Raw genomic sequence first — 21,596 nt, 5'->3', positions numbered from 1 at the left:
CGATCAGCGCGGCAACCAGAAGGCCTTGATGGTCGCGAGGTGCTCGCGGCGGGTGGCCCGCGCGTTGACCCGCCGCAGGCCTTCCGCCGCCGCGTCGTGCCCGACGCCGTAGGCGTCGATCCCGAGCCGCCGGGCCAGAGCGATCGACCGGCGCAGGTGGAACCGCGTGGTCACCACGGTCAGGGAGCCGTGCTCCTCGGCGGCCCTCCGGCAGGACGAGTAGGTGTCCACACCGGACTCGTCCAGCACCAGCGACTCCTGCGGAATGTCCTGCGAGAGCAGGTAGTTCGCCATCGTCACGGGCTCGCTGTGCCCCCGGGACTCGGGCGACCCGCTGACGATGATCCGCCGGACCTTGCCCGCCCGGAACAGGTCCCGGGCGACGTCCAACCGGCCCTGCAGGATCCGGCTCGGGGCTCCGTCCCAGCGGACCCCGGCTCCCAGCACGAGGGCGACGTCGTTCGCGGGAACGTCCTCGACACCCCGAACCCGCCCGGCGCTGCGCCCTTGCGCCCACAACAACGGGATCACCAGGAATCCGGCCAGCACGCCGAGGAACACCCACACCACACGCACGCCGCCAGTCTGCCACTGCCCCTCACCCGGCCGCACACGACGACCGCGTTCCGGCACGCGCGAAACCGCAGGAATCGCACCTGCGATTCCTGCGGTTCTCCGGCGGGGTCCGGCTCAGGCGGGGTTGAGGGCGGGGTTGCCGTCCTCGATGACGAAGGACTTCGCGGTCGAGGCGGCGGCGTCCTTTTCGGACACCTTCGACAGGACCCGGTAGTCGGCCGTCAGCTGCGTGCCGGTGAACTTCGTCCGCACGTAGCCCCTGCGGTCGGCGTAGAACTTCACGTGCGGGTTCTCCGACAGGACGTCGTCGTTGGTGTCGTCGCTGCCGTCGCCACCGCTGGTGACCGACGTGGTGACCAGCTCGGTCCCGACCGCGCGCGAGTCGGGGTCGTCGTGGGTGCGCTTGATCTCCGCGGCCCAGTGCCGGTGGACGTCACCGGTCAGCACGACGCCGTTGCGGACCTTGCTGTCGGCCATGGCGTCGGCGATGCGGTCGCGGTTGGCGACGTAGCCGTCCCAGGCGTCCATGTTGTAGCCCTCCTCCGAACCCGGAGTCAGGTCCAGCTTGGAGAAGACCACCTGCTGGCCGAGCACGTCCCAGCGCGCGGAGGTGTTGTTGAAGCCGTCGATGATCCACTGCTCCTGCTCGGCACCGGTCAGCGAGCGCTTCGGGTCCTCGCGGTCGTCGCAGCCGGACTGCACGCCGTCGCCGCACACCTGGTTGCTGCGGTACTGCCGGGTGTCGAGCATGTGGAAGTTCACCAGCGAGCCCCACGAGAGCCGCCGGTAGAGCTGCAGGTCGATCCCGTCGGGCTTGGATCCCGACCGCAGCGGCATGTTCTCGTAGTACGCCTGGAACGCCGCCTTGCGCCGGTCGAGGAAGTCGTCGTCGGGCTTCTCCGGGGTCTCGTCCGCCCAGTTGTTCTCGGTCTCGTGGTCGTCCCAGACCACGACCCACGGCGCCGTCGCGTGCGCGAGCTGCAGGTCGGGGTCGGTCTTGTACTGCGCGTGCCGCTGCCGGTAGTTGGCCAGCGTGCGGGTTTCCGGTCCGAGGACCTTCCGGACGTCGTCGTCGGCCGCTGCGTACTCGTACTGGTAGTCGCCGAGGTGCAGGATCAGGTGCGGTTCGTCCTCGGCCATCCGCTTGTAGGCGGTGAAGTAGCCCGTGCCGTAGTGCGCGCACGAGGCGAAGCACATGGTCAGCTCGCTGAGCGAGCCGGCCGCGGGTGCGGTGCGGGTCCGGCCGACCGGGGAGATCGCGTCCTGCGCCTTGAAGCGGTAGAAGTACTCGGCGCCGGGCCGGAGCCCTTCGAGCTCGACGTGGACGCTGTGCCCCAGATCAGGTGCGGCCTGCGCTTCGCCGGACTGCACGACGTCGCTGAACTTCTCGTCCGTGGCGACCTCCCACTGCACCGGGACGACCTTGTCGGGCATGCCGCCCAGGCCGTCGTCGTTGGAGGGGTCGGTGGCCAGGCGGGTCCAGAGCACCACGCCGTCCGGCAGCGGGTCGCCCGAGGCGACGCCGAGGGTGAAGGGGTCGGCCAGCTTGCGGAGGCCTGCGCCGGGCATCGCCAGCGCGTTGGCCACGGCTGATCCACCCAGCGCGGTCGCGCCGAGGGCAGCGGCGCCGCCCAGCAGCACGGCGCGCCGGGTGAACCGGCCGGGTAACGGAACGTGGGAATCGGACATCTCAAGCCCTCCAGGTCTCCTGCGGACGCATCCGCAGATCGACGGTGTCGTCCGTGGAGGGCGGAAACTACCCAGATACCTGAAGGATTTGGTGAATTCTCGGCAAAATCAGGCGGCCGCACCATCGCGGCCTGGTCTCGACGGAGGCGTCCGCTACTTCGGACGCCAGCCGGATCGGGTCGGGGGACCGGACGGCCCAGGCGGGCGAGCGGGTCGGGGACGTCGTTCCCACGGCCGGTTCGCGGGCTTGGATCGGGCTGGCATGCCGTGCAACCTAGGACACCGAACACCGCTGGTGTGAACCTCCTGGGGCCATTGGTGAGATTCCCCGCATGCCGATCTACCAGGGATGATCACACTGCGCACAGCGGAGGTGACGACGTCGCAGGTGGGCCGCGGTGCGGTGATCGACACCGAGTGCCACCACTTTCAGTGATGCGGTCGACCCGTTGGGTGAATCGACTCCGATCGGCGGTTGCGCGGAGCTCCGCTCGGGTTCAATGAACCCCGCCCTTCGAGCGACCTCGGCGTTGCCGTTGAATGCAGCGAGTCGCGTTCCGGCACTCCGGTGGACGGGTGGTTGTTGAGCGTTGGCACTCTCCTAGGTAGAGTGCCAGCAGCACGGCGCCACCGCGCCCCGGCACCCGCGACGACGGGGAGCAACGGAGCCGTCATTCCCAGCCAACGCTTCGAAGGCCCCAGAAGGTGGAGGTCACACCGTGGCGAGCATCAAGCCGCTAGAGGACAAGATCGTCGTCCAGGCGAGCGAAGCCGAGACGACGACTGCGTCCGGCATCGTGATCCCGGACACCGCCAAGGAGAAGCCCCAGGAGGGCAAGGTCTTGGCCGTCGGTCCGGGTCGCATCGACGACAAGGGCAACCGCATCCCCGTGGATGTGAATGAAGGCGACGTCGTCATCTACTCGAAGTACGGCGGAACCGAGGTCAAGTACAACGGCGAGGAGTACCTGATCCTCTCCGCCCGCGACGTGCTGGCCGTCGTCAACTGACGCCAGATCATCGTGCGCCCACCGAGCGTGGGCACAACCGCCCCGGCGGTCCCGACCGCGGGACCGCCGGGGCGGTTGCATGTCGAGGATCAGGCACTCTTCTGAAGGGCTGTAGCAAACATGGCTAAGCAGATCACCTTCGACGAGCAGGCGCGCCGTGCGCTGGAAAGCGGCGTCAACCAGCTCGCCGACGCGGTGAAGGTCACGCTCGGGCCGCGTGGCCGGCACGTCGTGCTGGACAAGCAGTTCGGCGGACCGCAGATCACCAACGACGGCGTCACCATCGCTCGCGAGATCGAGCTCGAGGACGCCTTCGAGAACCTGGGCGCGCAGCTCGCCAAGAGCGTCGCGACCAAGACCAACGACGTCGCCGGTGACGGAACCACCACCGCCACCGTGCTGGCTCAGTCGCTGGTCAGCGAGGGCCTGCGCAACCTGGCTGCGGGCGCGAACCCGGCGGCGCTGAACAAGGGCGTCACGCTGGCCGCGGACGCCGTGGTCGAGGCGCTGAAGGCCAAGGCGACCCCGGTCAAGGGCCGCGACAACATCGCCCAGATCGCCACCGTCTCCTCGCGCGACGAGACCATCGGCGACCTGGTCGGCGAGGCCATGGAGAAGGTCGGCGAGGACGGCGTGATCAGCATCGAGGAGTCCTCGACGCTGGCCACCGAGCTCGACCTCACCGAGGGCGTCCAGTTCGACAAGGGCTTCGTCTCCCCGCACTTCGTCACCGACGCCGAGCGTCAGGAAGCCGTCCTGGAGGACGTGCAGATCCTGCTGCACCGGGAGAAGATCTCCAACATCCAGGAGCTGCTCCCGCTGCTGGAGAAGGTCGTCGAGGCCGGCAAGCCGCTGCTGATCGTGGCCGAGGACGTCGAGGGCGAGGCGCTGTCGACCCTGGCCGTCAACGCCGTGCGCAAGACCCTCAAGGTCGTCGCGGTCAAGGCGCCGTTCTTCGGCGACCGCCGCAAGGCCTTCATGGACGACCTGGCCATCGTCACCGGCGCTGAGGTCATCGCCCCCGAGGTCGGCCTGAAGCTGTCCGAGGTCGGCCCCGAGGTGCTGGGCTCGGCTCGCCGGGTCACCGTCACCAAGGACGAGACCACGCTGGTCGACGGCCACGGCTCCGCCGACGACGTCAAGGAGCGCGCCTCCCAGCTCCGCAAGGAGATCGAGGCGACCGACTCCGACTGGGACCGCGAGAAGCTGCAGGAGCGGCTGGCCAAGCTGGCCGGCGGCGTCGCGGTGATCAAGGTCGGCGCGGCCACCGAGACCGAGCTCAAGGAGCGCAAGTCCCGGATCGAGGACGCCGTCGCGGCCGCCAAGGCAGCCGCGGAGGAGGGCAGCGTGCCCGGTGGTGGGTCCGCGCTGATCCACGCCGCCAAGTCGCTCGAGGGCAACCTCGGGCTCACCGGTGACGAGGCGACCGGCGTGCAGCTGGTCCGCCGCGCCCTGGACGCTCCGCTGTACTGGATCGCCGCCAACGCCGGGCAGGAGGGCGCCGTCGTGGTGTCCAAGGTCCGCGACCTGGAGTGGGGTTCCGGCTACGACGCCGCCTCCGGCCAGTACGGCGACCTGGTGCAGGCCGGCATCGTCGACCCGCTGAAGGTGACCCGCTCCGCGGTCGCCAACGCGGCCTCCATCGCCCGCATGGTGCTCACCACCGAGAGTGCCGTCGTGGACCAGCCGGAGGAGACCGAGGACGCGGGCCACGGACACGGCCACGGCCACGGTCACTGACCTGCTGAAGAACTGAAGAGCTGAACCTCTCCCCGCCCGGCGCCGCTAGCGCGTCGGTCGGGGAGAGGTCGGCTTCGCCGCTCGAGCGGCACGAAGATCGGGGCGGTACCCAAGCCTGGGTACCGCCCCGATCTCTTTCCTCGTCCTCGCCGGAAGCGAATGACGCCCCTCGTGTCATTCGATCCCGGCCCACCTGACCCGCGGTGCTTTCCCCCACCACCGGGTCATGGGATTCGAGTCAGCTGGCTGCGACGGCCAGCTGCTGGCGCTTGCGCGCCTTGATGATCACTTCGCGTTCGGACTCGGACAGGCCTCCCCAGATGCCGTACGGCTCCTGAACCGCCAGTGCGTGCGTTCTGCACTGGGCTAGCACAGGGCAGTGCTGGCACACCTCCTTCGCCTTCGCCTCACGCCTGGCTCGCGCCGGACCTCGCTCTCCGTCTGGATGAAAGAAGTACGCGCTGTCCATCCCCCTGCACGAGCCCCGTATCTGCCAATCCCAGATATCAGCGTTCGGTCCTGGAAGACGTCGAGTGTCTGCCATTGCGACAACCACCTCCCACCGGTGGATCCCCTCCCTTGCTGCGACGGGACCGCCGCAGCCTCGCATGATCCGACCGTAGAACCGAGTCAAAACTTGTTCAACCCCTTTCGCGCCAAAAGCTGTTCATCATTGGTGTGATCCTTGGAAATGGGGTGATCGAAGTCCGACCGGCTTGCCCTCAGCGGGCGAGAACCGGAATATGTCCCGCGTGACGACGCGGCCTGAACCAATTTCCGGGGTGGACACCTCGGACCCGCTCGGCGACGCGGCCGCGGGTGAGACTGAGGTCACGCCGGAGATGTCAGCGCACGGGCCGGAGGGGATCGCTCTGGACGACGAGCCGAGGCTCAGCGTCGCCGCGGTCGCTCGCAGGCTCGGCGTCGCACCGGCCACGTTGCGAACCTGGGACCGCCGCTACGGGCTCGGTCCCAGCGATCACACCAGCGGCAGGCACCGGCGCTACGGGCCGGACGACGTGGCCCGCTTGGAGCAGATGCAGCGGGCGCTGCTGCGCGGCGCTTCGCCGATGGAGGCCGCCCGCTACGCCCGCACGGTCACCGCGCCGCCCCCGCAGCGCGCCGTGGACGGCTCCTCGCCGGAGGGGTCGGGCGCTGGGGCGCCCGAGGGGCCGCTGCTGCTGTCCGGCGTTCTGGACGGCGATGACGAACAACTCGCGTTGGCCGGGGCCGGCACCGGCGGCGGCGGGCTCAAGCTCTCCGGGGCCGGCCCGCGCGTCCGCGGTCTGGGCCGGGCCGCGCTGTCGCTGGACTCGTGGTCGGTGCAGCAGCTGCTGATCGAGTCGATGGACGGCGACGGCGTCGTCCGCACCTGGCAGGAGATGTTGCTGCCGGTGCTGCGCGCGGTGGGCGAGCGCAGGCAGCGCTCCGGGAGCGGCGTCGAGGTCCTGCAGCTGCTCAACGACTGCGCCTCGACCGCTCTGCGCTCGGTGATCGCGCGGGCCCCGAAGCCGGAGAACCCGCGACCGGTGGTGCTCGCTCCCGTCCCCGGCGAGGTCCAGGAGCTGGAGCTGGTGGCACTGGCCGCGGCGCTGGCCGCGAACCGGGTGGGGCACCGGCTGTTCGGGGCCGCGCTGCCGCGCGAGGGGCTGGCCGCCGCCGTGAAGCGCTCCGCGCCCTCCGCCGTCGTCCTGTGGGCGGATCAGCCGCACTACGCGGCTCCGCGGGTCCTCGACGACATCCCGATCACCCGCCAGCGGGCTCGCGCGTTCGTCGCGGGAGCGGGCTGGTCGCCCGAAGCGCTGCCCGGGCACGTGGAGCTGCTCGGGTCGTTGGAGGCCGCCGTTTCGCGCGTCTCCGAGACCGTGCTGGGCTGAGTTGAGCCCGGTGTGACCCAAATCACAGAACCATTTGCGGGGCCGGAGACGATGTTCGTTCGGACGGGCGAAGTGATCGTCACATTCTCAGCGATCGGGTGAACATCGCAGGTATGGCGCGTGGACGAGATCATTCAAGGGGTGACGGGAAGCGCTTGCTCCGTTCCGGTGAACGTCCCCCGCGAGTGTCAGCCACACGAACTCTGGACGGATTAAGCACCGGATCGTGTCAAGGTTTCGCCGCATGCGTCCGATAGGTGTTGTGGAACGTCACTCGCCTGCAGGAAGGAGTTCCCGTGACGACGGTCTTGATCTGCGATGACCGACGTAGCGTCCGGGAAGGGCTCACTCGTGTGATGTCAGCTGTCCCCGGAGTGAGCCGGATCGATTGCGTCGCGCATGGCGACGAGCTGTTGGCCCGTTTCTCGCGGCAGGCCGTGGACGTCGTGCTGGTGGGAACCCAGCGCGCCGTGCCCAACGGTGTCGAGGCCACGCGCCGGCTCGTTTCCGCGCACCCCCAAGCGAATGTGATCGTCTTCGGTGCCCCCGACGACGCGGCGAGCATCGCCGCGGCCATCGCCGGTGGTGCCCGCGGTTACCTCCGCTGGGACGCCTCCCGGCCCGAGCTCGTCGCGGCGTTGGCCCACACGCTGGCCAGCACCTCGGTGCCCGCACCCCGCCAACCGTCCGACCCCGGCGTGCAGCTCACGGAGCGCGAGCTCCAGGTGCTGCGCGGCATGAGTCAGGGCAAGAGCAACGGCCAGATCGGCCGCGAGCTCTACCTCTCCGAGGACACGGTCAAAACCCACGCTCGCCGGCTGTTCCGCAAGCTCGGCGTCCGCGACCGCGCTCAAGCGGTGGCGCACGGGTTCCGCCGCGGCCTCGTCGCTTGAGTCGATGATCAGACGCCACCGGTACGGAGTTGGGGGACGCCGGTGGCCGTCCGACGAGAGTGCCTTCCGGTGAGCTGACGCTTCGGAAGTGGCTGTGGCTCGCATCGCGCCGCACTCGCCGTGTTTCGCGGCGAACCGCGGAGTTTCGTGATGTGGGCCATAGCCACCTCCGATCGGCCGGGCTTCCAGGTGCCGGCGGCGAGAACCCTCTCCACTCGGCCGTCGCCGCCGCCGCGCACCTTCGGCAGACGTTGTGAAGATCGTCTCCGAACCCCTTCCCATGCACCACAAAGATGTCGGTGGCCTCGGCAAACGTCACCGACCCCAGCTTCTGGTAGATGTGGATGTGTGACGACGACGGCCCCCGATCCCCGGTCCCTGTTCTGCGAACGCCTCCTGCCCGGTACGGTGACCACGGCGCAGCGTGCGGTGCACGCGAAACTCGCCGGGCAAATCCGAATCGCTTGAACGCGTAACACCAGGGCTGCTGTCTGCGATGACCAATGTGGGGGACGGGCTGGACGCTCTTGTAAGCGCCGCCGTCGACGGCGATCGTCAGTCGATAGAGCGCTTGCTGGCTGAAATCCGTCCTTTGGTGGTGCGGTACTGCCGCGCCAGGGTCGGACGAAACGAGAGGTCGTTCGCTTCGGCGGACGACGTTGCCCAGGAAGTGTGCCTGGCGGTACTCACCGCGCTGCCCACTTACAAGGACCAGGGTCGTCCCTTCTTGGCGTTCGTGTACGGCATCGCCGCGCACAAGGTGGCTGATGCCCACCGTGCGTCAGCTCGCAACCGTTCTGAACCGGTCGCGGACATGCCGGACACCCCGGAGTCCGACGCCGGTCCAGAGCAGCGGGCGATGCAGGGTGAGCTCTCGGGCAGGATGGCGCAGTTGCTCCAAATCCTTCCGGCCAAGCAGCGGGAGATCTTGCTGCTCCGGGTGGTAGTCGGGCTGTCGGCAGAGGAAACCGCCGAAGCGGTCGGCTCGACACCGGGTGCTGTGCGCGTGGCACAACATCGCGCACTAGCCCGGTTGCGGAAGACGCTGTCCGCGGAGGAGGTGGTCTGAATGGCTGAGCGGAAAGGGCCCGGAGGGGAGCTGGGAGGCGACCCCGCCGAGGAATCCGCCGTGGAGCAGGACCGTTCGACCCATGCTGACGAGCGGGACTCGGCTCCCCTTGAGGGATCCGCAGGCGAAGGAACGGAACTGAGCGACAACCACCGGGACTCCGGCTCGGACGAGCCCGAGGACTCCCGCGAAGAGGCCGGTGCCGAGGTGCTGACCTTCCGCCCGCGCGGAGACGCGGACGAGGAGCTCGGTGATCTCGACGACTTCAGCGACGAACCGATCGACCTGGCCGCGTTGCAAGAGGACGACGTCCTCCTCGACGCGCTGGGCGGGACGAATCCCGACGTGCCCGCAACGGGCGGCGACGGCCCCAGCCTGGAACAACTGCTGGTGGCCTGGCGTCAGGACGTCGATTCGGCTCCGATCGGTGACCTGGTGGACACGGACACCGCCGTTGCGGCGATCGCCGAGGCCGGCAGGCCGCGCAGCTTCCTGCGGCGCAGGCACCTCGTCCCGGTGGCCACCGCGGCAGCGGTTCTGATGATCACCTTCACCGGTGTCGGCGTGGCCGCCCGGGACGCGCAGCCCGGCGACATGCTGTGGGGCGTCGCCCAGGTGTTCTTCAACGATCACACCACCGCCGTGCAGGCAGCGGCTTCGGCTCGGTTGGACCTCGCCACCGCGGAGAGCGCGGTGAACGACGGCCACTACGCCGATGCCGAGGAGAAGATGCGGTCGGCGAAGGAGTCGATGGAGCACGTCGACGCCGAGCACGGCCTGTCCGAGCTCACGGCCGCGCACGAGTCGCTGACCAAGCGCATCGGTGAGGGCGACGGCGAGTCCTCGCAGTCCTCGACGCCGACCACGACGCTGCCCCCGACGACTCAGCCGTCCCCGTCGCAGCCGCTCCCGCCCGACCCGGGCATCCCGCCGACGGACAGCACGACCCCGCCGTCGAGCACCACCGGTCCGACCTCGCCGACCACGTCGCCGAGCGAGACCAGCAGTTCGGAGACCACGTCGGGCGGATGGTTCTGGCCCCCCAACCAACCGCAAACCTCAACACCCTGATCACAGCGAAGGACCCCTTTTCCCTGAAGAAGGGGTCCTTCTGCTCAGCGGTGCGGGTGGCGGAACCTCAGACGCCGTCTGGCTCCGGGATCCGCGACTTGAGTATGAACGGATACGCGGCGCTGCGGCTGTCCTCGCCAGACGACGTCTGAGAACCCGCGGCGGTGCCGGTTGCGTGCGTGGAATGAGGAGAAAGCGCCTTCGGCGCTTGCCTGACGTGAACAGCTTGGCAGAGCGTGATCAGAGAGCGCTTTCGCTCTCCGTCATGCCGTCCGCGTAGCCGCGGCAGTACTCCCAGGTGACGTACTGGCCGGGGTCCGGGTCGAAGGCCGGTTCGTGCGGGCGCATGCGACCGTCGTGCAGGAGCTGGGAAAGACTGGAACGCAGCAACTCCCAGTCGTGGTAGTGGCACTCGCCGCAGTCCGCGCAGTCCACCACGATGCCCCGCACGCCCCTCGGTTCGAGCAGTGCCTGGTAGACGGCCAGATCGGTCAGATCGGCGAGCAGCTCGGCGCGCTCCTCGTCGCCGAGCGGCGGGCCGTCCTCGGCGTCGTGATCACCGAGTGCCATGCTCGGATCTTCCGGGTCACCCGCGAACGGGTCTGGTGGCATCGGATCGTGCGGCACGGCCCGCACGGTACCGGGCGCATCGCCCGCGCGGGGCTCTCGGGGCTGGTTTCACACGCCTGCGGACGCGGTCCGTGGTCTGGGGCACCTCTGCCGGGACGGGGCAATCGCGTTCTGACCTGTGGTCTCTATCATCTGGGGAATCCCGTATCCCGTCACCGCGTTGCTCATCAGCACAAGCTGACTCCCACGACGCGATCGCCGTGGTAATCCCAGCAAGCCGCACGTTGAAGGTTTGTGGGCCATATCGTGAAGGAAGGCACATCCCTCGCCATGACCAGCGAACTCTCCGCACCCGGCCTCCCCTCGAAGTTCGCGACGCTCGGTCTGACCTTCGATGACGTGCTCCTGCTCCCCGACGAATCGGACGTCATCCCGAGCTCGGTGGACACCTCGACGCAGCTCTCGCGCAACATCCGCCTGCGGGTCCCGCTGCTGTCGGCGGCGATGGACACCGTGACCGAGGCCCGCATGGCGATCGCGATGGCGCGCCAGGGCGGCGTCGGCATCCTGCAGCGCAACCTGTCCGTCGAGGAGCAGGCCTCCCAGGTCGAGGTCGTGAAGCGCTCCGAGGCGGGCATGGTGACCGACCCGGTGACCTGTTCGCCGGAGGACACCCTCGCCGAGGTCGACGCGCTGTGCGCCCGGTTCCGGATCTCCGGTGTCCCGGTGACCGACCCGGACGGCACGCTGGTCGGCATCATCACCAACCGCGACATGCGCTTCGAGGTCGACTACACGCGCAAGGTCCGCGAGGTGATGACCACCGCGCCGCTGATCACGGCCCAGGTCGGGGTCACCGCCGACGCCGCGCTCGGCCTGCTGCGCCGGAACAAGATCGAGAAGCTGCCGATCGTTGATGGCGCGGGCAAGCTGCGCGGCCTGATCACCGTCAAGGACTTCGTCAAGACCGAGCAGTACCCGAGCGCCACCAAGGACCCCGACGGCCGGCTGCTGTGCGGTGCCGCCGTCGGTGTCGGCGCCGACTCGCACGAGCGCGCGATGGCCCTGGTCGACGCCGGTGTGGACGTGCTGATCGTGGACACCGCGCACGGGCACTCCCGCGCGGTGCTGGACACCGTCTCCACGCTGAAGAAGGAACTGGGCAACTCCGTCGACGTCATCGGCGGCAACGTCGCCTCCCGCGCCGGCGCGCAGGCGCTGGTGGACGCGGGCGCGGACGCCGTCAAGGTCGGCGTCGGACCGGGCTCGATCTGCACCACCCGAGTGGTCGCCGGCGTCGGCGTCCCGCAGATCAGCGCGATCTACGAGGCCAGCATGGCCTGCACCCCCGCGGGTGTTCCGATCATCGGCGACGGCGGCATCCAGTACTCCGGTGACATCGGCAAGGCCATCGCCGCCGGTGCCAGCAGCGTCATGCTCGGCAGCCTCCTGGCCGGAACCGCCGAATCGCCCGGCGACCTGGTGCTCGTCAACGGCAAGCAGTTCAAGGTCTACCGGGGCATGGGTTCGCTCGGCGCGATGCAGACGCGCGGGCAGGCCAAGTCCTACTCCAAGGACCGCTACTTCCAGGACGACGTGCTCTCCGAGGACAAGCTGGTCCCCGAAGGCATCGAAGGCCGGGTGCCGTTCCGGGGCCCGCTGTCCCAGGTCGTCGACCAGCTCGTGGGCGGTCTCCGCTCCGGTATGGGCTACACCGGGGCCACCACGATCCCGGAGCTGCAGGACGCGAAGCTCGTGCGGATCACGGCGGCGGGGCTGAAGGAGTCGCACCCCCACGACATCACCATGACGGTCGAAGCTCCTAACTACACGACTCGGTGATCTTTCAGGCTCAGTGTTCCTGTGCGTGGCGGTGCGGGTAGCGGAACCTGACACGCCTTCTGGGGCCGGGATCCGCGACTTGAGTATTTGACGGATACGCGGCGCTGCGGCTGTCCTCCCCAGAAGACGTGTCAGAACCCGCGGCGGTGCCGGTTGCTCGGGTGGGGCAGTGAGAAAGCACCTTCGGCCCGTGCCTGACGGTGCGGGTTCTCTCGGGTGCGGTGCGTGATCGTGGGACCCGCGCGGCGGGGGTGTGGTGGTTGCGGAGAGAATGTCTCGCTGGACATCCGCCGCTAGGAGGGACTCACGGTGCGGGATCAGGTTGAGATCGGCATGGGCCGGACGGCCATGCGCGGCTACGACTTGGAGGACGTCGAGATCGTGCCCTCGCGGCGCACGCGTTCGTCCAAGGACGTGTCGCTGGCCTGGCAGATCGATGCCTACCGCTTCGACATCCCGGCGATCATGCACCCCACCGACGCGGTTGTCTCGCCCGCGTCGGCTGTGCGCATGGGCGAGCTCGGCGGGCTGGGCGTGCTCAACGCCGAAGGCCTGTGGGCCCGGCACAGCGACGTCGAGGACAAGATCGCCGACGTGATCCGCCTCGCCGAGGAGACCAGCGACCTGGAGGCGCCGATCGCGCGGCTGCAGGAGCTGCACGCCGCCCCGATCCGGCTCGACCTGCTCACCGAAGCCCTCAAGCAGGTCAAGGACTCCGGGGTCACGGTCGCCGCTCGGGTCAGCCCGCAGCACGCCGAGGAGCTGACGCCGGACCTGCTGGCCGCGGGCGTCGAGATGCTGTTCGTGCAGGGCACGATCATCTCCGCCGAGCACGTGGCCCGCGACGGCGAGCCGCTGAACCTCAAGCGCTTCATCAACGAGCTCGACGTGCCGGTGGTGGCCGGTGGGGTCGGCGACTACCGGACCGCGATGCACCTGATGCGCACCGGCGCGGCCGGTGTGATCGTCGGATTCGGCCAGTCCCGTGCCGCCACGACCACCCAGGTCCTGGGCATCGGCGTGCCGATGGCCACGGCGATCTCCGACGCGGCCGCGGCCCGCCGCGACTACCTCGACGAGACCGGCGGCCGCTACGTGCACGTCATCGCCGACGGCGCGCTGTCCTACTCCGGTGACATGGCCAAGGCCATCGCCTGCGGCGCCGACGCCGTGATGCTGGGCGAGGCGCTGAGCGAATCCACCGAGTCGCCCGCCCAGGGCTACTACTGGACGTCCGCCGCCGCGCACCCGAACCTGCCGCGCAGCGAGATCGTCGGCTTCGCGGGCACCGACGCGGACCTCGAAACGCTGCTCTTCGGCCCCAGCAGCGACCCGTACGGGACGCTGAACCTCATGGGCGGCCTGCGCCGGGCCATGGCCAAGACCGGCTACCGCGACCTCAAGGAATTCCAGAAGGTCGGCCTGATGCTGCGCGGCTGAGGCCCGACCTCCGGGTGCGGGAGGGCAGCGGTGAACCTGCCCTCCCACCACCCGGAACAGGGGCTAGCTACTGCCGAGTAGCTTCATCTAGTCTGTCGCGCATGGCACAACGTGGTGGTAGTGGTACCGATTTCGACGTGGTGGTCATCGGTTCGGGATTCGGCGGCAGCGTCGCCGCCCTGCGCCTGACCGAGAAGGGCTACCGGGTCGCGGTGCTCGAGGCGGGGCGCCGGTTCTCCGACGAGGAGCTCCCGAAGACCTCCTGGGACCTGCGCAAGTTCCTGTGGGCCCCGCAACTGGGCTGCTACGGCGTGCAGCGGATCCACATGCTCCGCGACGTGCTCATCCTGGCCGGTGCCGGCGTCGGCGGTGGATCGCTCAACTACGCCAACACCCTCTACCGGCCGCTCAAGCCCTTCTACGAGGACTCGCAGTGGGCGCACATCACCGACTGGGAGTCGGAGCTGGCGCCCTACTACGACCAGGCCACCAAGATGCTCGGTGTGATCGAGCAGCCCTCGGAAACCCCGCACGACGTGGTCATGAAGCAGGTCGCCTCGGACATGGGCGTGGCCGACACCTTCCACCGCACCCCGGTCGGCGTGTACTTCAACGAACCGGGCCGCACCGACGCCGACCCCTACTTCGGCGGAGCGGGACCGGCGCGCACCGGCTGCACCGAATGCGGCGCCTGCATGACCGGCTGTCGGGTCGGAGCGAAGAACACGCTGGTCAAGAACTACCTCCACCTCGCGGAGAAGGCGGGCGCCGAGATCTTCCCGCTCACCACGGTCAACCGGCTCGGCAAGGGCCGCGACGGGCGCTGGCGCATCGCCACCTCCCGGACCGGCGCGAAGCTCAACCGCAAGCCGAAGATCTTCAGCGCCGACCAGGTCGTGGTCGCCGCCGGGACCTGGGGCACCCAGAACCTGCTGCACGGCAGCGTCGACAGCGGTGACCTGCCCAAGCTCTCCCCGCGGCTCGGGAAGCTCACCCGCACCAACTCCGAGGCGATCATCGGATCGCAGGTGGCCAAGCTGAACCCCGAGACGGACTTCTCGACCGGTGTCGCGATCACCTCCTCGTTCCACCCCGACCAGGACACCCACATCGAGCCGGTCCGCTACACCAAGGGCGCCAACGCGATGGGACTGCTGCAGATCCCGGCGACCAAGGGCAGCCAGGGCTCGCGGTGGAAGCAGCTGGGGAAGTTCCTCCGGGAGAACCCGCTGCTGTCGCTGCGGATGCTCTCGGTCCGCAACTGGAGCGAGCGCACGGTGATCCTGCTGGTCATGCAGAGCCTCGACAACTCGCTGACCACCAGCGTGAAGCGGTTGTTCGGCAAGCGCTTCCTGACCTCCGCGCAGGGGCACGGCTCGCCGAACCCGAGCTACATCGAGGCCGGTGAGCAGGCCAACGACATGGTCGCCGAGAAGATCGGCGGCATCGCCGGAGGAACCTGGGGCGAGATGTTCGACATCCCGCTGACCGCGCACTTCCTCGGCGGCTGCGCCATCGGCGACAGCCCCGAGACCGGCGTCATCGACCCGTACCACCGCGCGTGGTCCTACCCGACCCTGTCGGTCGTGGACGGCTCGGCGGTCAGCGCCAACCTGGGCGTCAACCCGTCGCTGACCATCACCGCGCAGGCGGAGCGCGCGTTCTCCCTGTGGCCGAACAAGGGCGATGCCGACACCCGGCCGGACCAGTCCGAGGGCTACCGCAAGGTCGTCCCGGTCGAGCCGAAGTCCCCGGCGGTCCCGCCGACGGCCCCCGCCGCCCTCCAGCTCCCCCTCGTCTAAGAGCTGCTGGAGCACCACCGTCCCCCGCGACCGCGGGGGACGGTGGTGGGTGGCGCCGGGCGAGCCATCGCTGGGGCGATGCGGTTGTGGCCCCGGTTACCTGCGACAATGACCGGACCGCACTGCGATGGCCAAGGAGGTCGGCGACCACGTGTCCGGTTCCGCAAGCAACAGCGCCAACGGGCCTGTTCTCGTTGTCGACTACGGCGCCCAGTACGCGCAGCTGATCGCTCGCCGCGTGCGCGAGGCGCAGGTCTACTCCGAGGTCGTTCCGCACGACACCCCGGTGGCCGAGATCGCGGCCCGCAACCCCGCTGCGATCGTGCTGTCCGGCGGCCCCTCCAGCGTCTACGCCGACGGTGCGCCGCAGGTCGACCCGGAGCTGTTCAACGCCGGGATCCCGGTGTTCGGCATCTGCTACGGCTTCCAGGCCATGACGGCCGCGCTCGGCGGAACCGTCGAGCACACCGGCACCCGCGAGTACGGCCGCACCGAGGTCTCCATCAGCGGTGACGGCGGCCGGCTGCACAACGACCTGCCCGGCCACCACCCGGTGTGGATGAGCCACGGCGACTCCGTCAGCAAGGCGCCCGAGGGCTTCCAGGTCACCGCGGGCACCAAGGACACCCCGGTCGCCGCGTTCGAGAGCGTCGAGCGCCGGTTCGCGGGCGTGCAGTACCACCCCGAGGTCGTGCACTCCCCGCACGGCCAGGAGGTGCTGCGCCGGTTCCTGCACGAGATCGCCGGAATCCGCCCGCAGTGGACCACCTCGTCCATCGTGGACGACACCATCACCGCGCTCCGCGAGCAGATCGGCGACCGCCGCGCCATCTGCGGCCTGTCCGGAGGCGTGGACTCCGCCGTCGCCGCCGCGCTCGTGCAGCGCGCCGTCGGTGAGCAGCTGACCTGCGTCTTCGTCGACCACGGACTGCTGCGCGCAGGCGAGCGCGCGCAGGTCGAACGGGACTTCGTCGCCGCCACCGGCGTCCGGCTGGTCACCATCGATGCCGTCGACCGCTTCCTCGCCGCCCTCGCGGGGGTCACCGACCCCGAGGAGAAGCGCAAGATCATCGGCCGCGAGTTCATCCGCGTCTTCGAGCAGGCCGCCCGCGACCTGCAGGCCGAAGCCGGAGCCGCAGGCGAGCAGATCGACTTCCTCGTCCAAGGCACCCTCTACCCCGACGTGGTCGAATCCGGCGGAGGCTCCGGCGCCGCCAACATCAAGAGCCACCACAACGTCGGCGGCCTGCCCGACGACCTCCAGTTCTCGCTCGTCGAACCGCTGCGCGCGCTGTTCAAGGACGAGGTCCGCCGAGTCGGCCTCGAACTCGGCCTCCCCGAAACCATCGTGCACCGGCAGCCGTTCCCCGGCCCCGGCCTCGGCATCCGCATCATCGGCGAAGTCACCGCCGGCCGCCTCGAAACCCTGCGCGCGGCCGACGCCATCGCCCGCGAAGAGCTCACCGCCGCCGGCCTCGACCGCGACATCTGGCAGTGCCCCGTCGTGCTGCTGGCCGACGTCCGCTCAGTCGGCGTGCAAGGCGACGGCCGCACCTACGGGCATCCCGTCGTGCTGCGGCCCGTTTCCAGCGAAGACGCGATGACCGCCGACTGGACCCGGCTGCCCTACGACGTGCTAGAGCAGATCTCGACTCGGATCACCAACGAGGTTTCCGACGTGAACCGGGTGACTCTCGACGTGACGTCCAAGCCGCCGGGGACCATCGAGTGGGAGTGAGGCTTTCGCTTCTCTCTTGTGCGGGTTCACTGACAACTACTCAGTGGTCTTGTTGCTTTGCGGTGCCAGATGCGGAACCTCAGACGCTTTCTGGGTCCGGGATCCGAGACTTGAGTATGAGTGAATACGCGGCGCTACGGCTGTCCTCCCCAGAAGGCGTCTGAGAACCCGCGGCGGTGCCGGTTGCTCAGGTGGGGCAGTGCGAAAGCACCTGCGGTGCTTGCCTGACGTTGGTTGCTCAGGTGGGGCACTGAAAGCACCTTCGGTGCTTGCCTGACGCTCGAGGGCCCTTCTGACCAGGTCAGAAGGGCCCTCTTCGCATCGATTCCTGCTACTGCCTCACTGCTCGACCTTGACCCAGTCGACGAGGTAGCGGGCCGTGCCTGCCTTGACCTTGTCGACGCTCTCCTGCGGGAGGCCCGGGTAGGGCTCGGTGACGCCGTTGACGCCCTGCGGGTACTGGCCGCCGAGGGCGAAGTTCAGGATCATGTACTGCGGGTCGTCGAACACCCAGGTCCAGCCGTTGTCGGAGAACTCCTGCTTGGAGACCGTGTAGGTCTGCGTGTCGTCGACGAAGAAGGTGAAGCCCTCCGGTGTCCAGTCCACCCGGTAGGTGTGCCAGTCGGCCGGGTCCTTGCCCTCGAAGTTCTGCTGGGTGTTGATCGGCGTGTCGCCGTTGTACTCGGGTCCGTGGATGGCCGAGCTCGTCCACGGCTCGCCGACGTGCTCCATCACGTCGACCTCGCCGCACTCCGGCCACGGCTTGCCCTCGTTGATGCTGGTGCCCAGCGACCACCAGGCCGGCCACAGACCGGAAGCCGTGGCGTTCTCCGGCAGCTTGATGCGCGCCGAGTAGGAGCCGTAGGTGAACTCGAACTTGTCCTCGGTCTTGATGCGCCCCGAGACGAAGTCGTAGGTGCCTCCGTCGGGAGCCTGGAAGCCCTCCTTGTAGCGCGGGTGCACCGCCAGGGCGCCGTTCTCGGCGCCGGTGCCGCCGTCGTGGTCGATGTAGAGCGTCTCGGGCGAGTCGACGTAGGCCTGCTGCTCGTTGTTGACGGTGCCGAAGTTCTCGCCGGTCACCTCGACCTGCCACTTCGAGCGGTCGATCTCGTCGCCGGAGAAGTCGTCGAAGAAGACCTCGGCGCGCGGTGTGGCGTCCCTCGGCGTCTCGCCCGGGACCGCCGCCGCGGCGGACGGGAGCGAGAAGAACAGTGCGAGCACGGCACCGCCTGCGAGCACGCGGTTCCTGGTCATAGCAGCTCCTTGCGGGATTGTGGGAGCAACGCTGTTCGGATCGATCAAGACCGCAGTATCGGCAGATCGGTGCCGCGCTCGGGAGGAGTTGGCGAGTTTTGGAAGAGGACAGATGGGCGGACGGGTGAGTGACGGGAAAAATTCCCGGAAAACCTCACGCCGGACCGCGAATTCCCAGGTACAACTGGGAATCTCAGTCGCTGCGCCTGCGCAGCGAGATCACCAGCAGGACGACGCCCACGAGCACCGCGACACCCGCCAGGATCCACTGCAGCTGGCTCTCCAGATCCAGCGCGACGGCCGCCGCGATGATCGCCGAGATGGTGCCCGCGATCAGCAGGATCGGGTCGGGACCGTCGTAGGGCTTGCTCTCGTCAGTCACGGATGACCTCCACGTTTCCGGTGCCCGCAGTAGCGTTGAGCACGATTTCGCCGCCGCCGGGACCGTCCGGGCCCAGATCGGTGATCGACTGATGCACGTCCTGACCGTTGGAGTGGCGGTTCAGGCAGATGCTCTCGCCCATCTCCACCTCGCACTCCGCGCTAACATCCACTGTGGAGGGAACTCGGATCTGGACTCTGCCCGCACCGACGCTGGCGGTGGTGCGCACGACATCGCCGGTGCTGATCCGCAGCGCCGACAGGTCGAGGTCCAAGGTTCCGGCGTCGCGGTCGTAGACCGGCTGGACGTCGGTGATCTCGACCGGGGCGACCTGCACGTCGCCGAGGTCCAGGTCGTCCCCGATCCGGTACTGGTGCGCGACCGAGGACAGCAGGGCGACCAACGCCAGCGGCACCGCGAGCACGATGGGCCACCGGCCCACGCGCAGGAACGCTCCGATCATCATCGCCACGCCCAGCAGGCCGAGCGCGGTCGCCGTGGCGAAGTAGCCGGGCGCGCCCAGCGACGCGACGGCCGTGGCGCCGACGAAGGCGACGAGCAGCGCCAGCGGGTTGTACCAGCGGAAGCGGCGGGCCCGGGGCTCCGGCGGCTCCGGCTCCTGCGGTTCCGGCAGGTCCCAGGCGAACGGAGCGGCGCCCAGCGGGTCCCACGACGGCGGGGTCTGCTGCGCGGTGGTGCCCGGGTACACCCAGGTGTTCTCGCCGGTCGGCGTCGCCTGCGCCGGCGGGTCCGACGTCCCGGTGACCTGGCGATCGCCCTGGTTGCGGTGCAGGAAGTACAAGGAGATCGGTCCCGCGGCCAGTCCCAGCACCGCAATCGAGTTGATCATCCACAGCATCGCGGGGACCAGCAGGAGCACCAGCGTGACGGCCACCCAGGTCCGGGTGGGCTCGCGTCGCGGTGTCGTCTGTCCGGGCAGCGGTGCGGCTTCCTTCGGGAACAGCAGCCAGCCCAGCATGTACAGGACGAGCCCGGCGCCGCCGTAGCAGAAGAGCACCACGAAGCCGACGCGCACGAGGATCGAGTCGACGCCGTAGCGCCGTGCGATCGCCGCCGACACCCCGGCGGCCTTGCTGCCCGTGCTCGGGCGGACGGGCCGGGTGGCCCAGAAGTCGCGCACGGTGGCCTCGAAACCACCGGTCTGCTGCGTGCTGTTCATGACGACCACTATCCGTTCCACCGCCGGTCGCGGGAATCGGGGACGCCCCTGAGTCCGTCCCGGAACCGGGTCGATTCCGGGTTTGTCAGGGCGGTCCCTGATGCCTCTCGGTCCTCGACCGTGTGACCATCGAAAACGTGATGGCCCCCGACGACCAGACCCAGCGCCCGCAGAACAAGGTGGACCCGCTGCGGGAGACCGACCGGCTGGAGCCGACCGGCTCCTCCACCGGCGAGCTGCGCCCGGCCTACCCGCCGCTGCGCCGGACCCGCGACGGGCGGCTGCTGGCCGGTGTGAGCGCCGGCGTGGCCGAACACCTGGGCGTGCGGGTGCTGTGGGTGCGGATGGTCTTCGCGATCCTCTCCGCGATCGGTGGCGCCGGGATCCTCGCGTACGCGCTGCTGTGGGTGTTCGTGCCGCAGGGAGGCGGCTCGCGCCCGGCGACGAAGCAGGAGTGGCAGCAGGGGTTCGGGATCCTGCTGCTGGGCGTCGGCGCGCTGGTCGCTTTCGGTGCCGTGCTGTCGATGCCGACCTGGTTGACCGTTCCGCTGGTGGTGGCCCTGGTGGGCGCGGCGGTCGTGTGGCGGGAGGCCGACGACTCACAACGCCGCAGGTGGCGGCAGGGCGCTCGCTCCGGGGTCGCGGGCGCTCTGCTGGGAACGGGAGCGCGCAGCGCCTGGATCCGGGTCCTCTCCGGCGCGGTGCTGGTCGTGCTCGGCATGGCGCTGCTGGTGGGCAGCACGACGTCGCTGGAATCGCTGCCGACCGGGTTGCTCGCCTCCGGTGCCACGCTGGTCGGCGTCGCCGTGCTGACCGTGCCCTGGTGGGTGCGGATGGTGCGCGACCTCAACGTGGAGCGCGCCAGCCGCATCCGCTCGCAGGAGCGGGCCGAGATCGCCGCGCACCTGCACGATTCGGTGCTGCAGACGCTGGCGCTGATCCAGAAGCAGGCCGATTCCGGGCGCGAGGTCCGCAGGCTGGCGCGCGGGCAGGAGCGCGAGCTGCGCGGGTGGCTCTACGGGCCCGACGGTTACGGCGCCGACGCGAACCCGATCGAGGACAAGCGGACCTTCGCCGCCGAGGTGGCGCGGATCTGCGGTGAGGTGGAGGACCACTTCGCGATCACCGTCCAGCAGGTCGTCGTCGGTGACTGCGAGGTCGACGACCGGCTCACCGCCGCCCTCAACGCGGCGCGGGAAGCACTGGTCAACGCGGCCAAGCACGCCGGGGTCAGCGAGGTCAGCGCCTACGCGGAGATCGAACCGGAACTGGTCTCGGTGTTCGTGCGCGACCGGGGAGCCGGGTTCGACCCGGCGGAGGTCCCCGACGACCGCCACGGGCTGGCCGACTCGATCCGCGGCCGCGTGCAGCGGCACGGCGGAACGGTCAAGGTGCGCACCTCGCCCGGGCAGGGCACCGAGGTGGCGATGGAAATGCCCAGGTCGGCCGCGTGAAGCGTAGTC

General features: G+C 69.4%; 18 protein-coding genes. 11 read left to right on the top strand and 7 right to left on the bottom strand.

Going from position 1 to position 21,596, the window contains the following annotated elements; genetic code table 11:
- Positions 1-3: 3 nt before the first annotated feature.
- Positions 4-576 (bottom strand): SanA/YdcF family protein, encoded by a 573-nt coding sequence (locus FHU35_RS26040; protein ID WP_145744413.1) that lies wholly within the window; start codon positions 574-576, stop codon positions 4-6.
- A 114-nt stretch (positions 577-690) separates the two neighbouring features.
- Entirely contained in the window at positions 691-2,265 is a 1,575-nt protein-coding gene (locus tag FHU35_RS26035) for an alkaline phosphatase D family protein (protein WP_145744411.1), read from the bottom strand.
- 719 nt (positions 2,266-2,984) lie between these two features.
- Between FHU35_RS26035 and groES the strand changes: the two genes are divergently transcribed.
- On the top strand, positions 2,985-3,275 hold the full coding sequence (groES, locus tag FHU35_RS26030; RefSeq protein ID WP_145744409.1) for a co-chaperone GroES: 291 nt from the start codon (positions 2,985-2,987) through the stop codon (positions 3,273-3,275).
- Positions 3,276-3,395: 120 nt separating this feature from the next.
- Positions 3,396-5,015 (top strand): chaperonin GroEL, encoded by a 1,620-nt coding sequence (gene groL, locus FHU35_RS26025; RefSeq protein WP_145744408.1) that lies wholly within the window; start codon positions 3,396-3,398, stop codon positions 5,013-5,015.
- A 238-nt stretch (positions 5,016-5,253) separates the two neighbouring features.
- Here groL and FHU35_RS26020 read toward each other — a convergent pair whose 3' ends face one another.
- A complete protein-coding gene (locus tag FHU35_RS26020; RefSeq protein ID WP_093414062.1) occupies positions 5,254-5,559 on the bottom strand; it encodes a WhiB family transcriptional regulator in 306 nt (101 codons plus the stop codon).
- Between the two features lie 199 nt (positions 5,560-5,758).
- Here FHU35_RS26020 and FHU35_RS26015 point away from each other — a divergent pair, with 199 nt between their 5' ends.
- From FHU35_RS26015 to FHU35_RS26000, 4 genes are all read left to right on the top strand, one after another.
- Positions 5,759-6,892 carry a MerR family transcriptional regulator gene (locus FHU35_RS26015; RefSeq protein WP_145744406.1) on the top strand — a complete coding sequence of 378 codons (1,134 nt, stop codon included), beginning with the start codon at positions 5,759-5,761 and terminating at the stop codon, positions 6,890-6,892.
- Between the two features lie 296 nt (positions 6,893-7,188).
- A complete protein-coding gene (locus FHU35_RS26010; protein WP_029536209.1) occupies positions 7,189-7,785 on the top strand; it encodes a response regulator transcription factor in 597 nt (198 codons plus the stop codon).
- Between the two features lie 496 nt (positions 7,786-8,281).
- Positions 8,282-8,854 (top strand): sigma-70 family RNA polymerase sigma factor, encoded by a 573-nt coding sequence (locus FHU35_RS26005; protein WP_145744404.1) that lies wholly within the window; start codon positions 8,282-8,284, stop codon positions 8,852-8,854.
- Positions 8,855-9,925 (top strand): anti-sigma-D factor RsdA, encoded by a 1,071-nt coding sequence (locus FHU35_RS26000; RefSeq protein WP_145744402.1) that lies wholly within the window; start codon positions 8,855-8,857, stop codon positions 9,923-9,925.
- A 240-nt stretch (positions 9,926-10,165) separates the two neighbouring features.
- On the opposite strand, the gene FHU35_RS25995 is transcribed toward FHU35_RS26000, so the two are convergent.
- Positions 10,166-10,537, bottom strand: a complete 372-nt coding sequence (locus FHU35_RS25995) for a DUF5319 domain-containing protein (protein ID WP_132682682.1) — start codon at positions 10,535-10,537, stop codon at positions 10,166-10,168.
- A gap of 288 nt (positions 10,538-10,825) precedes the next feature.
- Between FHU35_RS25995 and guaB the strand changes: the two genes are divergently transcribed.
- The 4 genes from guaB to guaA all read left to right on the top strand — a co-directional run bounded on the left by guaB (position 10,826) and on the right by guaA (position 17,317).
- Complete coding sequence (guaB, locus tag FHU35_RS25990) at positions 10,826-12,337, top strand: IMP dehydrogenase (RefSeq protein ID WP_145744400.1); 1,512 nt, start codon at positions 10,826-10,828, stop codon at positions 12,335-12,337.
- Between the two features lie 309 nt (positions 12,338-12,646).
- Positions 12,647-13,777: a GuaB3 family IMP dehydrogenase-related protein gene (locus FHU35_RS25985; protein WP_145744398.1), complete on the top strand. Its 1,131-nt coding sequence runs from the start codon at positions 12,647-12,649 to the stop codon at positions 13,775-13,777.
- A 101-nt stretch (positions 13,778-13,878) separates the two neighbouring features.
- Positions 13,879-15,579, top strand: coding sequence for an FAD-dependent oxidoreductase (locus tag FHU35_RS25980; RefSeq protein WP_145744396.1), 1,701 nt, complete (start codon positions 13,879-13,881; stop codon positions 15,577-15,579).
- Between the two features lie 151 nt (positions 15,580-15,730).
- The gene (gene guaA / locus FHU35_RS25975; RefSeq protein WP_246110581.1) at positions 15,731-17,317 is read left to right on the top strand and encodes a glutamine-hydrolyzing GMP synthase; all 1,587 of its coding nucleotides are present in this window, start codon (positions 15,731-15,733) and stop codon (positions 17,315-17,317) included.
- Between the two features lie 339 nt (positions 17,318-17,656).
- On the opposite strand, the gene FHU35_RS25970 is transcribed toward guaA, so the two are convergent.
- The 3 genes from FHU35_RS25970 to FHU35_RS25960 all read right to left on the bottom strand — a co-directional run bounded on the left by FHU35_RS25970 (position 17,657) and on the right by FHU35_RS25960 (position 20,133).
- Positions 17,657-18,571 carry a glycoside hydrolase family 16 protein gene (locus tag FHU35_RS25970; RefSeq protein WP_145744392.1) on the bottom strand — a complete coding sequence of 305 codons (915 nt, stop codon included), beginning with the start codon at positions 18,569-18,571 and terminating at the stop codon, positions 17,657-17,659.
- Between the two features lie 193 nt (positions 18,572-18,764).
- Positions 18,765-18,953, bottom strand: coding sequence for a hypothetical protein (locus tag FHU35_RS25965; protein ID WP_145744389.1), 189 nt, complete (start codon positions 18,951-18,953; stop codon positions 18,765-18,767).
- Positions 18,946-20,133 (bottom strand): PspC domain-containing protein, encoded by a 1,188-nt coding sequence (locus FHU35_RS25960; protein ID WP_145744387.1) that lies wholly within the window; start codon positions 20,131-20,133, stop codon positions 18,946-18,948. Before FHU35_RS25960 ends, FHU35_RS25965 begins: the two co-directional genes overlap by 8 nt.
- Before the next feature lie 122 nt (positions 20,134-20,255).
- On the opposite strand from FHU35_RS25960, the gene FHU35_RS25955 reads away from it, so the two are divergent.
- A complete protein-coding gene (locus FHU35_RS25955) occupies positions 20,256-21,587 on the top strand; it encodes an ATP-binding protein (protein WP_246110580.1) in 1,332 nt (443 codons plus the stop codon).
- Positions 21,588-21,596: the final 9 nt, after the last annotated feature.

Origin of the sequence: Saccharopolyspora dendranthemae, from assembly GCF_007829955.1 — a bacterium.
Lineage (GTDB): Bacteria > Actinomycetota > Actinomycetes > Mycobacteriales > Pseudonocardiaceae > Saccharopolyspora > Saccharopolyspora dendranthemae.
The sequence above is the reverse complement of the archived record's forward strand: the minus strand, read 5'-3'. Positions and strand labels throughout refer to the sequence as shown.